At 58.8% G+C, this 16,159-nt stretch carries 14 protein-coding genes and 1 tRNA gene; 12 read left to right on the plus strand and 3 right to left on the minus strand.

What is annotated here, in order from left to right; all coding sequences use genetic code 11:
• Positions 1–36 precede the first annotated feature (36 nt).
• Positions 37–762 (plus strand): response regulator, encoded by a 726-nt coding sequence (locus tag ACL9RI_RS23180; protein WP_422728839.1) that lies wholly within the window; start codon positions 37–39, stop codon positions 760–762.
• Between the two features lie 133 nt (positions 763–895).
• Here ACL9RI_RS23180 and ACL9RI_RS23185 read toward each other — a convergent pair whose 3' ends face one another.
• Complete coding sequence (locus ACL9RI_RS23185; RefSeq protein WP_422728840.1) at positions 896–1,633, minus strand: hypothetical protein; 738 nt, start codon at positions 1,631–1,633, stop codon at positions 896–898.
• 164 nt (positions 1,634–1,797) lie between these two features.
• On the opposite strand from ACL9RI_RS23185, the gene ACL9RI_RS23190 reads away from it, so the two are divergent.
• On the plus strand, positions 1,798–2,949 hold the full coding sequence (locus tag ACL9RI_RS23190) for an acyltransferase family protein (protein WP_422728841.1): 1,152 nt from the start codon (positions 1,798–1,800) through the stop codon (positions 2,947–2,949).
• Positions 2,950–2,987: 38 nt separating this feature from the next.
• On the opposite strand, the gene ACL9RI_RS23195 is transcribed toward ACL9RI_RS23190, so the two are convergent.
• Positions 2,988–3,728, minus strand: a complete 741-nt coding sequence (locus ACL9RI_RS23195; RefSeq protein WP_422728842.1) for a hypothetical protein — start codon at positions 3,726–3,728, stop codon at positions 2,988–2,990.
• A 174-nt stretch (positions 3,729–3,902) separates the two neighbouring features.
• Here ACL9RI_RS23195 and ACL9RI_RS23200 point away from each other — a divergent pair.
• The 10 genes from ACL9RI_RS23200 (at position 3,903) to ACL9RI_RS23245 (ending at position 15,726) form a co-directional block, all read left to right on the plus strand.
• Positions 3,903–3,977 (plus strand) — tRNA-Arg (locus ACL9RI_RS23200).
• Positions 3,978–4,219: 242 nt separating this feature from the next.
• Entirely contained in the window at positions 4,220–6,124 is a 1,905-nt protein-coding gene (locus ACL9RI_RS23205) for an ATP-binding cassette domain-containing protein (protein ID WP_422728843.1), read from the plus strand.
• 221 nt (positions 6,125–6,345) lie between these two features.
• Positions 6,346–7,017 (plus strand): CAAX prenyl protease-related protein, encoded by a 672-nt coding sequence (locus ACL9RI_RS23210; protein WP_422728844.1) that lies wholly within the window; start codon positions 6,346–6,348, stop codon positions 7,015–7,017.
• A gap of 41 nt (positions 7,018–7,058) precedes the next feature.
• Complete coding sequence (gene epsL / locus ACL9RI_RS23215; protein ID WP_422728845.1) at positions 7,059–8,306, plus strand: XrtB/PEP-CTERM-associated polysaccharide biosynthesis outer membrane protein EpsL; 1,248 nt, start codon at positions 7,059–7,061, stop codon at positions 8,304–8,306.
• 8 nt (positions 8,307–8,314) lie between these two features.
• Positions 8,315–9,697 (plus strand): undecaprenyl-phosphate glucose phosphotransferase, encoded by a 1,383-nt coding sequence (locus ACL9RI_RS23220; RefSeq protein WP_422728846.1) that lies wholly within the window; start codon positions 8,315–8,317, stop codon positions 9,695–9,697.
• Between the two features lie 324 nt (positions 9,698–10,021).
• Positions 10,022–10,942 carry an EpsD family peptidyl-prolyl cis-trans isomerase gene (locus tag ACL9RI_RS23225; RefSeq protein WP_422728847.1) on the plus strand — a complete coding sequence of 307 codons (921 nt, stop codon included), beginning with the start codon at positions 10,022–10,024 and terminating at the stop codon, positions 10,940–10,942.
• 79 nt (positions 10,943–11,021) lie between these two features.
• A complete protein-coding gene (epsE, locus tag ACL9RI_RS23230) occupies positions 11,022–11,789 on the plus strand; it encodes a polysaccharide export protein EpsE (protein WP_422728848.1) in 768 nt (255 codons plus the stop codon).
• A 68-nt stretch (positions 11,790–11,857) separates the two neighbouring features.
• Positions 11,858–13,267 (plus strand): chain length determinant protein EpsF, encoded by a 1,410-nt coding sequence (gene epsF / locus ACL9RI_RS23235; protein ID WP_422728849.1) that lies wholly within the window; start codon positions 11,858–11,860, stop codon positions 13,265–13,267.
• Between the two features lie 16 nt (positions 13,268–13,283).
• Positions 13,284–14,171: a chain length determinant protein tyrosine kinase EpsG gene (gene epsG, locus ACL9RI_RS23240; RefSeq protein ID WP_422728850.1), complete on the plus strand. Its 888-nt coding sequence runs from the start codon at positions 13,284–13,286 to the stop codon at positions 14,169–14,171.
• Positions 14,172–14,574: 403 nt separating this feature from the next.
• Positions 14,575–15,726 (plus strand): glycoside hydrolase family 5 protein, encoded by a 1,152-nt coding sequence (locus tag ACL9RI_RS23245; RefSeq protein ID WP_422728851.1) that lies wholly within the window; start codon positions 14,575–14,577, stop codon positions 15,724–15,726.
• Positions 15,727–15,805: 79 nt separating this feature from the next.
• On the opposite strand, the gene ACL9RI_RS23250 is transcribed toward ACL9RI_RS23245, so the two are convergent.
• Positions 15,806–16,069: a hypothetical protein gene (locus ACL9RI_RS23250; RefSeq protein ID WP_422728852.1), complete on the minus strand. Its 264-nt coding sequence runs from the start codon at positions 16,067–16,069 to the stop codon at positions 15,806–15,808.
• Positions 16,070–16,159: the final 90 nt, after the last annotated feature.

The following is a 16,159-nucleotide window of genomic DNA, read 5'->3' on the forward strand; positions in this document are numbered from 1 at the left end:
TTGCTACAGCCGATAGTAGAGACAGTGGAGAGCGCAATGAAAGTACTGGTGGTGGACGATGATGTCGTATCGCGCATGGTGTTGATGCACCTGATCGACAGCTGTGGTGTGCATGACATCGTGGAGGCCGAAGATGGCGCTGCCGCGTGGGAACAGCTGGAGGCCGGCCTGCGTCCGGCGCTGTGCTTTTGCGACCTGCGCATGCCCCGGTTATCGGGCATGGAGCTGCTGCAGCGGGTCAAGGGCAATCCTGAGCTGCAGGCCATGCCCTTCGTCCTGATATCCTCGGCGACCGACCGCGAGACCGTCAACGGCGCTTCCGCCGCCGGCGCCGACGGCTATATCGTCAAGCCGTTCCAGGGCGATGAAGTACGGCCCTTTCTGCACCGCGCATCGGGCCCTGCCGTCGCCTGGGCGGCGGAAGCGCCGGCGCGCACCCTGGCCCGCCTGGGCGTGGGGGCAGAGCGCCTGCACGCGTATCTGAAGGGATACGAAGCGCAGCTGGCCACGTTTGCCGGCGAGATCGACAGCCTGGCCGTGGCGGACGCCGCTCCGCTGCGGCTGCAGCTGGAACGCCTGCACATGGGCTGCGCCACCCTGGGCCTGAGCGGCGCGGCCGACGCCCTGCAGAGCGCCCTGGCCGAACCGCCCGCTGCCCCGGCCCTGCACGCGCTGCTGGCGCAACTGCAGCAAGCCGTGGCCTGGCAGGCAGAACTGCTGGCGCAGGAAAGCAGCGTGGCGGCGTCCGGTTTTCAGCAATAGATTTATGGTTTACAACGCCTGACAACACGGTCGCGGGCGGAAGGGAGAGGCAGTCGAGAAGCGCAACCGTACGAAGGTACGGTGAGCATCGCAGGCTGCCTGTACCGACGCGCAGCAGGTTTGGGCCGGTGTTTTAATCGAGTTTGTCGGCAAACACCATGCGCGTCAGCAAGGTCGGCAGGGGCAAATAGACCAGCATATCGTCGAAGGCGCCGCCGGGCAGGGCGCTGTTGTCGGTCGCCTGGCGGGTGATGAAATGCTGCGTTGCCTGGTCATTGCTGCGCTCATCGGCATTTTCCAGGTTCCCGCTGCGCTGTTGCACGCCTTGCACGCTGGTGCCAAAATTGTGTTTTCCCGTCGAGAAAATCACGGCCGGCGAGCAGGCGCCGCGCCCGCACAAGTCATCCCCATAGACATAGCGCACATTGCCATCCGTGCCGCGGGTCTGGATGGTCTTGCTGGCCAACACCTCGTTGCGCTTGATCGGCGCCTGCGTAAAGGCCGGCGTCACGCTATAGCGCAGCACATTGCCCCAGCTATCGGCCTGGCCGACCCCCAGCGCCACCCACGGCAAAAAACCGCTGCAATCGGCATCGCTGGCACACGCAGTATTGCTTTCGCGGCCATCCTGCGCCGACACGGCTGGGCGCGGCAAGCGTCCATGCTGCAAGGCAAACCCGATTAAGGCATCGCGCGACTGGGCCAGGGTTCGCTGCGTTTGCTCAACCCTACGTTGTTCCATCACCTGCGGACTGAACCCCGTCATCAGCAGGGTAGCCGCACCGAGGGCCAGCACTGTCACCAGCAACAGCAAGGCGGCGCCGCGCTGGCGTGCATGCATGCGCAAGCGGGGGCCTGGCCATCTGTCCATTATGCCGACTCCTTCGTTTTCGATTGCATCGTGTCGCGTGGCTAGCGTGATGTCTATCCGGGACTGATATCTTTCAGGCATGCAGTATATCAATATATTTAGTCACAATAATTAATTATGCGATAACATCAATATTTTTTTGATAATTTAAAATATTTCAGACCATGCCGACCACCGCTGCCTTGCTGATGGAAAGTCCCGTACCCGCACCGGCCACGCGCCGCCTGGAAACGCTCGATGTGGGCAAGGGAGTGGGCATCCTGTTGATCGTGCTGGGACATAATGCGCTATTTGTCTCTGAACACGGTAATCTGAACGATTTCATCCGCTCGTTTAATTTGCCATTTTTCTTTTTTGTCTCGGGCGTCACTTTTGTGCTGGGCACCCGCAGCTTGAAGACGGTGGCATGGATGCGTGCCGATGCCTTGCTCAAGCCCTGCGCCGTGGTCATCGTGCTGGCCGGTATGCTGCGCGTGCTGTCCGGTGCCGGTGGCGTCGAAGAAGTATTGCTTGGCCTGTTATTCGGCACGGGATTTACCTTGCTGTGGACGCCGATCTGGTTTGTACCCCATCTGTGGCTGTTAAATGTCAGCACTGCGATCCTGCTCAGGCATGGTGTCCTGTATCTGCGTACCTGGGCGCGGCGTATCGGCATGCTGTTATTGCTTGCAGCAGCGGGCTATCTTGTCTTGTTGCAATTTGACAGTACGGCCGACAATCCCGCCTGCCTGCGCATGCGCAACTTCACTGCTGCCCTGTTCGATTGTGGCCTGCCTTTCAGCGCCGATCTGCTGCTATTGACGGGCGTTTTTTTCTTGCTCGGCCATTTTCTGGCGAACCGGGTCCGCCTGATGCGCCACAATTGGATGTTGCTCAGTCTGGTTTGTGCGGCGACGCTGGCGTTGCACCATTTTTTGGGCTACACGATCGACTTCAATCAGCGCCGGTATGACTCCTTGCTCATTTCCACCTTACAAGCCTTGTGTGGCATCTACATGATGCTGTCCGTTTGCAGCTTGCTGCTCAGCTGCTTTGCACCCGTCGGCAAGGTACTGTCGTACCTGGGACGCGGCAGCCTGTTTATCCTGATTTTTCATGGGTCGCTGATGCTCAAGCTGGAAGCCTGGCTGCCGCGCTGGATCGATCATGCTTATCTGGCGGCGGCGCTGGCCATGGCGATCTCGGTCGCGCTGTCACTGATGCTGTGGGAATTGAGTAAACGCAGCCGTATCGGCACGCTGCTGATGTTGCCGCGCAAGCTGCGGCCGCAGGAAAATTCCCTGCCCCGGCAGGGCGGGGCAGGAACGACAAGCTGAACCAGTTCTTGATTCCCCTGTTTATGGAGGACAGAGCCTTATTTAAAGCCTCCTTCTACCAGGGTGCCGCTGGCATCATGCGTCGACTTAATTGCTCCCGGGCAGGTATCTGACCCTCGCGATATGGACGAAATCGTTCCTGCCACATCGCCGTTGTTGCCCACCGGTGGAAGGAACTTGAGCTGATAATATGGCCAGCCCTTGTTATCACAGCTCAGTTTGTAATTCGGATTGTTCATTTTGTAATTTTCAATCCATGCAATCTGCGACTCTGTCAGCGTGCCTGCGGATGCGCCCACTGTCCATTGACCGATGGTATCTTCGCGCCCGCTGGTTTCATTGAGCACGGTGCCGGTGACAGTCTGCCCACTTTTTGTGACTTTAAACCGGAATGTGTCGCCCAGTTCGCCAGGAATATACAGCCGGCAGGTGGCACCGGCCTTTGCGCCATCCGCACCGCCCTTGCAGTTTTCATGCTCCGGGGAGGTGTCTTTCCTGAAGCTGCTGAACAACACCATAAACTGCCGGTTGCCGTCTGCGCTATTTTTAGTCGGCTGAATACCCGTATATGCTATATCGCCGCCATCGGTGAAGCCGAACTGGTAGGCAAAATAAAACTCATCGGTGGGCGCTGCTGCGTTGATGGTGAGGCCAAAAGTGATTTGTTCCAGTGGTTCCGATGATTTGATCATCCAGTTCATGGTCGGTGTTGCCGCTGCACTCAAGCCGGCAAAACCCAGCATCAGTGTCGCCAAAATCGCTTTTTTTAAAAATTTCATAAACTTTCTTTGTTAAATGGAATGCCGATATGTTCAGGGAGTCGAACCAGGCACATCAGCAACCTGCCTGTGAATTTTTCCCGCAATGCAGTGATCAACAATCGGCTGCCGGCGCCCCAAGCCATCCCGTCTTCTTGTCTTGAGCCTGACTCTGCTGCTATAGTGTCGGCTCGCGTCCCTGTAGTTCAATGGATAGAACAGGTTCCTCCTAAGAATCAGATCCAGGTTCGATTCCTGGTGGGGACGCCAAATGATACTGCATGTCACAACAGCTAGCCTACGGCTAGTTGTTGTCGTTTCCGGGGCACACTATGCTGTAGCGCGTAGTGATCGCCGCGCAGTCATGGGCGATAGATTGCAAGATATGCCTATGCTTGCGCGACTATCGGTACAATGCGTGCTTCTTTCATCATCTGATCGGCGGCTGTGTTGCCTACCACGCGGTATATTTGGCAGGCAAGGTACGGCGCCCGAGCTCTTTACTCATCATTATGGCTGTCATCTCTCTTTCATCGGCGCAACTTGCGTTCGGTCACGTCGCGCTGCTCGATCACGCGGAATTTTCACTGGAAACCTCGGAACGGGTCGGCTTGATCGGCCGCAACGGCACGGGCAAGTCGTCCTTGCTGAAAGTCATCTCGGGCAAGTTCAAGCTCGACGACGGCTTGCTGGTGATGCAGCAAGGCATCAAGATTGCTTATGTGGAGCAAGAACCGCAATTCGATCCGGACATGTCCGTGTTCGACGCGGTGGCGTCCGGCATGGGCGAATCGCAGGCCTGGCTCAAGGAATACGATGCGCTGACGGGCCAGTTTGGCCAGGGCAATGACGATGAATTGATGGAACGCATGCACGATATCCAGGTCAAACTGGATGCGGCCGATGCCTGGAGCTTGCCGAACAAGGTGGAAACCGTGCTCGACCGCCTGAACCTGACGGGCGACATGCTGATGAAAACCCTGTCGGGCGGGATGCAGAAGCGCGTGGCGCTGGCGCGCGCGCTGGTCTCGGCGCCGGACGTGCTGCTGCTCGATGAGCCAACCAACCATCTGGATTTCAGTTCCATCCTGTGGCTGGAAGGCTTGTTGCGCGACTTCAAGGGCAGCGTGCTGTTCATTACCCATGACCGTTCCTTCCTCGACAACGTCGCTACGCGCATCATCGAGCTGGACCGTGGCCGCTTGCTGTCGTATCCAGGCAATTTCACGGCCTATCAGGTGCGCAAGGCCGAGCAGCTGGAAATCGAAGAGGTGGAAAACGCCAAGTTCGACAAGTTCCTGGCGCAGGAAGAAGTGTGGATACGCAAGGGCGTCAAGGCGCGCCGCGTGCGCGATGAAGGCCGCGTGCGCCGCCTGGAAGCGCTGCGCCTGGTGCGCAATGCGCGCCGCGAACAGCAGGGACAGGTGAAACTGGACGTGTCGGCCGGCGAACGCTCGGGCAAGATCGTGGCTGACCTGGAAAACGTGTCCAAGACTTATGGCAGCAAGGTCATCGTCAAGGATTTCACCGCGACCATCTTGCGCGGCGACAAAGTGGGCCTGATCGGTGCGAACGGCGCCGGCAAGACCACCTTGCTGAAAATGATCCTCGGCGAAGAGACGTCCGACACGGGCACGGTGCGCCTGGGTACCAAGTTGCAAGTGGCATATTTCGATCAGATGCGCACGCAGCTGAACGAAGAGGCGAACCTGATGGAAACCATCGCGCCGGGCAGCGACTGGGTCGAGATCAATGGACAGCGCCGTCACGTGATGACCTATCTGAACGATTTCCTGTTCGCCCCCGAGCGCGCCCGTTCGCCCGTCAAGACCTTGTCCGGTGGCGAGCGCAACCGTTTGCTGCTGGCGCGTCTGTTCGCCAAGCCGGCCAACGTGCTGGTGCTCGATGAACCGACCAATGACTTGGATATCGATACCCTGGAATTGCTGGAAGAGTTGCTGGAAGAATACACCGGCACCGTCTTCCTGGTCAGCCATGACCGCACCTTCCTCGACAACGTCGTCACGCAGGTGATCGTGGCCGAAGGCGAAGGCAAGTGGCGTGAATTCGTCGGCGGCTATTCGGATTGGGAACGCCAGCGCGCCAGCGTGCCGGCGGTGACGGCGCGCAGCGCGCCGAAAGCGGCCGCCGCGCCTGCCGCCGCGGCAGCAGCCCCGGCTGCCAAGCAGAAAAAGCTCAGCTATAAAGAACAGCGCGAACTCGACGAGCTGCCGGGCATCATGGCCGCGCTGGAAGATGAGCAAGCCGTGCTGGCAGGGCAATTGTCGCATCCCGATTTCTACAAAAAAACGCCGGCCGAGGGCAAGCGCCTGAATGCCCGCATGGTGGAAATCGAGAATGAATTGCTGGCCGCCCTGGAAAAATGGGAAGCCATCGAAGCGCGCGCCAAGGGCTGAACGCCGAACTGCTGATACCACGCGATTGCCGCTGCCGGCGGCAATCGTTTCCTTCCCCTTGCGTCGCACACTGTACGCCTCCCTCTCGCAAAACGGCTTGGCATTTCTGCTAGAATATTGATCGCAAGACAATATTGCCGGTTCTTGTATTTCCTGACGACACACACGTGTCATTCTATTTTTCGTCACCTCACCAGACCGGAAACGGGAGGAGCGGCTTCATGTTTGACCGACTCGCGCTGCCACGCGTGCTGCCTTTTTTTACTTATCTCTTTTTTATTCTTATTGCTGATGTGTTAATATGGGCAGGCTATGCTCAGGAGCAATTACGCTATCTGTATGTGGTGAAGATAGCCGCCGTGCTGGCCTTGCTGTGGCTGTATCGCCGCCATTACACGGAACTGGCCTGGCCCGGTGCTTCCCGCATGGGATGGCCGGCCATTGCCTGGTCGGTATTGGCCGGTATCGTGGTCTTGCTGCTGTGGCTCAACCTGGACGCAGCCTGGATGGTGATCGGGCAGTCTGGCGGTTTTGATCCCCGCTCCGGCAATCGCTTGGACTGGCTGCTGGTGGCGGCGCGCATCGCCGGCGCGGCGCTGGTAGTGCCCGTCATGGAGGAGTTGTTCTGGCGCTCATTCTTATTGCGTTGGTTACAATCGCCAAATTTTCTGACAGTCGAACCGTCACTGCTGAAGTTCCGCTATATTGTTGTTACGGCGATACTATTTGGCTTTGAACATAATTTGTGGTTTGCGGGCATTGTTGCCGGCTTGGCATATGGTTGGCTCTACGTGCGTTTTCGCACCCTGTGGTCGGCCATCATCGCGCACGGCGTGACGAATGGCTTATTGGGCGTCTGGGTGCTCATTACCGGGCAGTGGGGTTATTGGTAATCGCGTCATTAGTGGATGCAATAAGCACAAAGATGAAAAAAATGTTGAGCCTGACTGAAAAAAAGCATGCTGCGGATGCAGTACGCGCCGTTTTCTGCGCGCCCCGCCGGGTCGCCCTGGTGCTGCTGATCGGCGCCGCCTATAGCGGTACTGTTCACGCGGAAATCAGCGACACCATCCATCCGTTTATCCAGACCACCTTCGCCTACGACGATAACTTGCTGCGCCTGAGCGAGTTTCCGGGGCAAATCCCTGACCTGGGCGATACCAGCCGCACGGTGCAGGGTGGTTTCCTGTTCGAGCGCCCGGTCGGCCGGCAGTTATTCACCGGTTATGCCAAGTTGAGCCACGTCACTTTCAACCGCTTCACGGAGCTCGATTACAACGGCAAGGATGCGCTGGTCGACTGGGCCTGGCAGCTGGGCAATCGTTGGCAGGGCCACCTGGGCACCAGCTACCTGGAAACCCTGGCGCCATTTACGGATACCAATTCCGACCAGCGCAATTTGCGCACGCAGCGCCGCAGTTATGCGGACGCCACCTGGCTGTTTCATCCCAACTGGCAGGTGCGCGCGGGTTTTTCGCGTTTCACGGCCGATTATGAGTTGCCTGCGCAACAGATCAATAACCGCACGGAAAACGCGACCGAACTGGGCCTGGACTACCTGGCCACCAGCGGCAGCAAGGTGGGCATCCAGCTGCGCCAGCTGAAATCGAACTACCAATTCAAGGGCAATCCCCTGTTCGGCTTGCCCGACAATGATTACACGCAAGATGAAATCAAGGCCAATGTGCTGTGGCTGGTCAGCGGACCGACCAAGCTGTCCTTCCTGGGCGGCTGGGTGCGCCGCACGCATCCGCAGTCCGCGTCGGGCAACAGCAGCAGCGGCGCCAACGGCCGCCTGATCGCCGACTGGATTGCCACCGGCAAGCTGCGCTTCAACGCCAACCTGTGGCGCGAATTCCAGGTGGTCGAGGGCGGCATCGTGGGCAGCAGCCTGAACAAGGGCGCCAGCCTGGCGGCTTTCTGGAGCGCCACGGCCAAGGTGGGCCTGAATGCCCAGGTGCGGCACGAGAAACGCGATTTCAGCACCATCAACGGCTTCACGGCCCTGAACGGCTTGTCCGATTCCACCAACGGCAGCTCGCTGGGCCTGACGTATGCGCCAGTCAACAATGTCCAGCTGGAACTCGATGCATTCCGCGACCGGCGCAGCGGTAATCCTATCGTGGGCAGCAATACTTACCGGGCCAAAGGTGTTTCGTTTTCCGCCAATGTTCAATTCTGAAAAACAAAATGACGATTAACGATATACCCCTGATTTCCTTTTTTCAGCGTGTACTCGACCCGCTGATCATCATGTTGACCTTGTATTTCTGCTCGTTCGTCTTCGGTTCCTCGTTTGACGGCTATGCACTGGTATTGATGATACTGGCTTTCTTCATTTCCTCGACCATTTATCAGCATGTCGACCCCTACCGGGCCTGGCGCGCCGGCCGCATGTGGGCCTATGCACGTGATGTCATCGTCGGCTGGGCCATCACGGCGCTGATCCTGGTGATGCTCGGCGCGGTCAGCGGCTTGTCGCAGAACTACCATGCGCCTGCCGTGCTGGCCTGGTTTGTGATCACGCCGCTGCTGCTGATCTTTTTGCAGCTGGCCGTGCGCCGCGCCCGTTCCATCCACGGCAGCGGCGACGAGGTGCGTTCCGTCGCCATCATCGGCGCCAACAATGTCAGCGTGCGCTTTGCCGACGCCATCAGCAAGCACCCGAACCTGTTCATGCAGGTGGAAGGGTATTTTGATGACCGCGAAGAAGAGCGCTGGCCGGAAGCCATGCAGCATCCGATGCTGGGCCGGATGGATGAGATCGCCTCGTATGTGCGGGCGAATCACACCAAGATGATTTTCATCAGCCAGCCGATCTCGGCGCAACCGCGCATCCGCAAGCTGCTCGATGAATTGCAGGACACCACCACCTCGGTGTATTTCCTGCCGGATATTTATGTGTTTGACTTGATGCAGGCGCGTTTTGACAATGTCTGCGGCATGCCGGTGATCGCCATCTGCGAATCGCCGTTTACGGGCTGGAACAGCGCCATCAAGCGCATGAGCGACCTGGTGATCGGCAGCCTGATCCAGCTGTGCCTGCTGCCCATCATGCTGGTCATCGCGATCGCCGTGAAGGTGACCTCGCCAGGCCCGGTGATTTTCAAGCAGCGCCGCTATGGTTTGTATGGCGAGGAAATCATCGTCTATAAATTCCGCTCGATGACGGTGGCCGAAGATGGCGCCAAGGTGGTGCAGGCCACCAAGAACGACCAGCGGGTGACGCGCATCGGCGCTTTCCTGCGCCGCAGTTCGCTCGATGAGTTGCCGCAGTTCATCAATGTCTTGCAAGGCCGCATGAGCATCGTCGGCCCCCGTCCGCATGCGGTGGCGCACAACGAGCAGTATCGCAAGTTGATCAAGGGCTATATGTTGCGGCACAAGGTCAAGCCTGGCATTACCGGCTGGGCGCAAGTGAATGGCTTGCGCGGCGAGACGGAGACGCTCGACAAGATGGAGGCGCGCGTGCGTTTCGATCTGGACTATCTGCGCAACTGGTCGCTGTGGCTCGATTTGTGGATCGTGGTGCGGACGGTGCAAGTCGTATTGAAGCGTGAAAATGCGCACTGAGATTGCGGCCGGCACTGGCGGGTATCGATTCGATTGCCGCATGGATACACATTGTGGCGTGGCGACAACTGCCGCCGCAGCCTGGCGTCGCGCTTTCATATTGACTGCAGAAAACTGATTGCATCATTTGTAATTTTTGTAATCTCATTGCATAATTTGTACCTGTTGCACACGCAAACTTCATGATGGGCTGTAAGATAGCGTCCTGAAACTATGTACATGCATATATCTTTTGATGCCTACGCTCCCGACGGTGCGCCAGCGTCTGAAAACATGTTGAACCCCACTGAGATGGCAAGCCCGATGAAAATGAAACGAACTAATTTGCAACAACGTGTCCTGAGCGCCGGCGTCATCCTGTTGACCGTGGCTGGCCTGGCTGCCTGTGGCGGCGACAAGGCGAAGAAGACGGGCCAGGCGCTTGCCAGCGTGAATGGCGAAGAAATTACGGCGTTGCAATTGAATGAGGAATTGCAGCGCGCCGGCGTGCCGGCGGCGCAGCAGGAAGCGGCCAGCAAGCAGTTGCTGGAAGCCCTGATCGATCGCCAGGTGGTGGAAAATGCCGCAGTGAAAGAAAAGCTCGACCGCGATCCGAAGGTCATGCAAGCCATCGAACGGGCCAAGGCGCTGATCATCAGCCAGGCTTACATGCAAAAGAAACTGAGCACGATTGCCCGTCCGACCAAGGCGGAAGTGGAAGAGTACTTCAACAAGCACCCTGAATTGTTCAGCAATCGCAAGCAGTTCGACATGCGCCAGCTGCTGATCGCCAGCAAGGACATGAACGATGCACTCAAGCAAGTAATCGACAAGAGCAAGTCGCTGGAGGAAGTGGCGGCCTGGATGGATAGCAACAAGGTGGGCTTTGCCCGCGGCCAGGTGTCGCGCACCAGCACCGACCTGGCGCCGGAACTGGGCGCCAAGCTGCAAGGCATGCCGAAGGGCCAGTTGTTCATCATCAATGAGGGCGAGCGCTCGATGCTGATGAGCATCGTCGACGTCAAGGACGTGCCCTTGACCCTGGCCGTGGCCGGACCGCAGATCGAGCAGTACCTGGTCAATACCCGCACCAAGGATGGCGCCAAGCAGGAAATGGACCGCTTGCGCGCCGCTGCCAAGATCGAGTACCTGAACCAGGCCGCTCCTGCCGCCGCCGGTACGGCCGCCTCGGGCGCCGCCCCGGCAACTCCGGCCGCTTCGGCCAGTACGGGCGCCACCGAACGCGGTGTCGCCGGCCTGAAGTAAGCGTGCCGAGCGCCATCGATTTTTTGTAAACCGAGTGACCGACGAGATCGAGCTGATGATGAAACGACTGATACTGATAATGATGACTGCCTTGCTGGCCTTGACTGTGGGCAGCGCCAATGCTGGCGAAGTCTTGCTGGGCGCCGGCGACGTACTGAAGATTTCCGTGTACGGCAACCAGGACCTGGGCGTGGAAACGCGCGTCAGCGAAGCGGGCGACATCACCTTTCCGCTGATCGGCCAGGTCAATGTGATGAACTTGCCCGTCGCCGAGGCGGAAAAGAAAATCGCCAATAAACTGGAAACGGGCGGCTTCGTCAAAAAGCCGCAAGTCAACATCATCGTCACCTTGCTGCAAAGCCAGCAAGTGTCGGTGCTGGGCCAGGTGAACCGTCCAGGCCGTTATCCGGTCGATGGCCGCCGCAGCCTGCTCGACTTGCTGGCGCTGGCCGGCGGTATCGGCCCTGAGGGCGGCGACACGGCTAGCCTGATCCGCAAGCGCGATGGCAAGACCACCACCGATGTGGTCGATATCGTGGAAATGGTCCGTACCTCGGATTTGAACCGCGATTTCGACCTGGCCGCCAATGACGTGGTATTCGTCGAGCGCGCGCCCCGCATCTATATCTATGGCGAAGTGCAGCGTCCGGGCGTGATTCGCCTGGAGCGTTCGATGACCGTGTTGCAGGCGCTGTCGGCCGGCGGTGGCCTGACCCAGCGCGGCACCGAGCGCGGCATCCGCATCAAGCGCCGCGGCCCCGATGGCAAGCTGCAAATCATCGAGGCCCAGCACGATGACCTGCTCAAGAGCGACGACGTGGTGTATGTGAAGGAAAGCTGGTTTTAAGCAGTGGCAGCAGAGACTTGCTGCCGCATTTTGTACCGATTGTTTTGCGATGATATGAGACGGTGTCTATGAATTTCTCCCAGTTCCTACTGATATTGCGCGCCCGCCAGCGCGTCATCTGGATCACCCTGGTGATCGTGGTGGTGGCGACTCTGGCGATCAGCCTGATTCTGCCCAAGACCTACAAGGGCACAGCCTCCGTGCTGCTCAACTACAAGGGCGTCGATACCGTCACCGGGCTGGCCATGCCAGGCCAGCTGATGGCCGGCTACATGGCCACGCAAATCGATATCATCAGCAGCAAGAACGTGGCGCTGCATGTGGTCGACTCGCTGAAACTGGCGCAAAATCCTGCCGTCATCGCCCAGTTCAACGCCGCCACCGGTGGCGAAGGCACGGTGCGCGACTGGCTGGCCGACTTGCTGCTGAAGAAACTCGATGTGGTGCCGTCGCGCGAAAGCAGCGTGGTCGAGATCAGTTTCAGCGGTTCGGACCCGCATTTCGTGGCCGGCATCGCGAATGCCTTCGCGGAAGAATACCAGCGCGTCAGTATTCAATTGAAAGTCGACCCCCTGAAAAAGGCGTCCGCCTATTTCAATGACCAGACCCGCCAGATGCGCGACGTGCTGGAAGCGGCGCAAAGCCGTTTGTCGAAGTATCAGCAGGAAAATGGCATCGTCAGCCTGGACAACCGGGTGGACGTGGAATCGAACCGCTTGAACGACCTGTCGCAGCAACTGGTGATGGCGCAGTCGCAATCGATGGAAGCGACTTCGCGCCAGCGCATGGCGCAAGGCGCTTCGACGCTGGAGTCGCCCGATGTCGCGCAAAATCCGATGATCCAGAATCTGAAGATTGCGCTGGGCACGGCCGAATCGAAGTTTGCCGATATTTCGCAGCGTTTGTCGCAAAACCACCCGCAATACATCAGCGCCAAGGCGGAACTCGATAAATTGCGCAGCGACCTGGACGCCGCCATCAAGGTGACTTCCGGCAGCGTCAGCAACAATGCGCAGATCCTGCAACAGCGCGAAGGCGCCATCCGCGCGGCCCTGGCGGCGCAAAAAGCCAAGGTGCTGGAACTGAACCGCACGCGCGATGAAATGGGTGTGCTGATGAAGGACGTGGAAAGCGCCCAGCGCGCCTACGACGCCACCTCGCAGCGTTTCTCGCAGACCAGCATCGAAGGCCAGGCGGAACAGTCCGACATCTCGATCCTGAATCCGGCCGTGCCGCCAGTGGTGCCGTCCGGTCCGAAAATCATCCTCAACACCGTGCTGGCCTTCTTCTTTGGCGGCTTGCTGGGCCTGGGCTTGAGTATCGTGCTGGAAATGCTGGACCGCCGCGTGCGCTCCGAACGCGATCTGTTCGACGCCTTGCAAATTCCCGTGCTGGGCGTGATCGCCTGGCAAGCGCCGAAGCGCCGCCGCTTCAAGTCCCTGAAATCGGTGTTTTCCAGCCGATTGCGTTTGAACTAATGAGATGGGAAACACCATGAATCATCCTGCACTGGCTGGCCACGTACCAGCGTCCAACGCCAACGCGGCGCACACCGGCGACTCCAGCATCGGCGGCTTGCTGCTAGAGTCGGGCAAGATCACGCCGGAAAACGCCGAACGCGTGCTGCGCATGCAAAAAGAACTGGGCATCCGTTTTGGCGAGGCGGCGCAACGCCTGGGCCTGATCACCGAAGCCGATATCGAACAGGTACTCGCCCAGCAGTTCAACTATCCCTACCTGCAGCGGGGCACGGGCGCGTTTTCGGACAAGCTGATCGCCGCCTATGAGCCGTTCGGCCAGCAAGTCGAAACCCTGCGCGCCATCCGCAGCCAGCTGATGCTGCGCTGGTTTGCGCGCGGCCGCAAGGCGCTGGTGGTGGTGAGCATCAATCCGGAAGATGGCGCGGCCATCTTTGCCGCCAACCTGGCCGTGGTGTTTTCGCAGCTCGGCGAGCAAACCCTGCTGGTCGACGCCAATTTGCGCACGCCGCAGCAGCAGGAAGTGTTTGGCCTGAAAGGGCGCCAGGGCCTGTCCGACCTGCTGGCCGGCCGCGGCGACCTGGAAGCGATCGCCAGGATCGATTCCTTTGTCGCTCTGTCGGTGATGAGCGCGGGCACCTTGCCGCCGAATCCGCAGGAGTTGCTGAGCCGCACCTCGTTCGCCACGCTCAACGAGCAAGTCGCTTCGCGCTACGATGTGGTGCTGTACGACGTGGCGCCTTTCGCCAGCGGCTCCGATGCGCTGGCGATTGCCGCGCGCGTGGGCGGCGTCTTGCTGGTGGCGCGCAAGAACGCCACCGGACTGGCTGACCTGGCGACCTTCGCCGAACAGCTGGAACGCAACGGCGTGGAAATTGTGGGTACCGTGCTGCAAGAGTTCTGAGTTTTGCCGTTTTTTGCAGACCCTGTTTCGGCCGCCCTGTGCGGCCGAATGTACTTTTGCCTCGGCAACTTTTGCTCGATCGCCTATGGTTCGCTACGCAACAAAAAATTTCCGTATCGAAATGGCTACGGCGCACCTAAAGTGCAAAGTAACTGTCGGTCTTTTCTTGACTGCAACTATCAGGGGTATATAGTGCTTAAACGACATGCAAAAAAGGAAAGGGTAAACCTCCGTAGCGAGTGTGTTAATGGTTTCCTGCCGCACAAATTTGCCGTGTTGAAATCGATACGATCCCTGTAAATATATGTCTACAAATCAAGCAACTATCGGTTTTTTCTTGACGGCAACTATTGGGAATGTATAGTGGTCCAACGGTGTATTCCACAATGGAAGGAATGGAAGCATGAAATTTTTGATCGAAAAAGTCCGCGGATGGACAAGCAAACCTGCGCTGCCTGCAGCGGGTGGGGCCACGATGGCAGGGCGCGTGCGCCGCTGGGGCGCGCTGGCCGTGTTGCTGGGCGCTGCCACGGCGCTGGCCGTGCCGGCCGGCGCCACTTGCCTGAACAAGGCGCCTTTGCGCGGCGTTAACCTGGCCGGGGCGGAATTCAATGGCTCCAAGATTCCCGGCACGGTGTTCAAGGATTATATGTATCCCAGCACGACCGACATCACGTACTTTGCGGACCTGGGCGCCAACATGATACGCCTGCCCTTCCTGTGGGAGCGCTTGCAGCCGGTCGCCGGTGGCCCGCTCGACCCCACCCAGGTCAAGTTCATCGCCAAGGTGATCGAGACGGCCAAATCGCGCAATCTGTGCGTGCTGCTCGATGCGCATAATTATGGCGCCTACAAGGGCATTCCGTTAGGCAAGCCGGGCGCGACGACGGAAAACTTCGCCGACTTCTGGGTACGCATGGCGGCCGCCTTTCCCGATGTCGACACGGTCGCGCTGGGCCTGATGAATGAACCTGTGCTGACCAGCCTGAAGCAATGGGGCGAAACCTCCAAGGCCACCCTGGCAAAATTGCGTGAGAATAATGCCAAGCACCTGGTCGTCATCGCGGGCGGCACCTATAGCGGCGCGCACGACTGGGCGACCTTGCGCGATGGCGTGTCCAATGCCAGCACCTTTGCCACTTTGAAAGATCCGCTGACGCGCACCCTGATCGAGGTACACCAGTATGTCGATTCGAATTACTCGGGCACCAAGGCCGATTGCATTTCCCCTGCCAAGCTGAACGATATCCTCGAGAAGGTCAAGGTCTGGGCCGTGGCCAACAAGCAAAGACTGTTCCTCGGCGAATTCGGTGTTGCCGATACGCCAGAGTGCCTGCCGACCTTGCAGGCGGCACTGACGGCGATGCGCGGCGCGCCATGGTCGGGCTGGACCTATTGGTCGGCGGGCGCCTGGTGGGGCAAGACCTATATCTTCAATGTGCAGCCGATGGCTGGCGTGACGCGCAATTCCGTGAGCCTGCTGCAGGCTGCGTGGAACAATGAGGAGCTCGATTTGAACAAGATCCTGCAAAAGCAGCAAGCGGTCGCCAAGTAAGTCATCCTGACTGACAACTGACTGTCAACCAGCACAGCCGCAAGCAGGCCGGCGCCGATAGGCCGGTGTTGCTTGCGCTTCAGGAGCCGGCCAGTCCGGCGCCGATACCCGCGCCATGACAGGGCGCCGGCAGGCTGCGGCGCTTCCCGCTTCCCCGTTTCCCCGCCCTCCACGGCGTTGCAGTCTGCTGCGGCACATGGCGTTCAGGCATGGTAAAGTTAATCCAATGCATTACCTTTCCATGTGGCAAGTTATTGATTGCATAGGGATTTGTCTCTTTTTCGGTTTTTTTCGTAGGGGCGAAAAAATAGCCTGCCCAAATGCAGTATTTCAGCTTGACCATCTTCGCTGCTCCGTTATAATCTTAGTGTTTTGTTAAAATAGTTTCCTATCATTTAAAAGTTTCTGTGGGCGCTATCTGGCAAGGACGATG

This window comes from Janthinobacterium sp. Mn2066 (assembly GCF_049319705.1).
GTDB lineage: Bacteria > Pseudomonadota > Gammaproteobacteria > Burkholderiales > Burkholderiaceae_D > Janthinobacterium.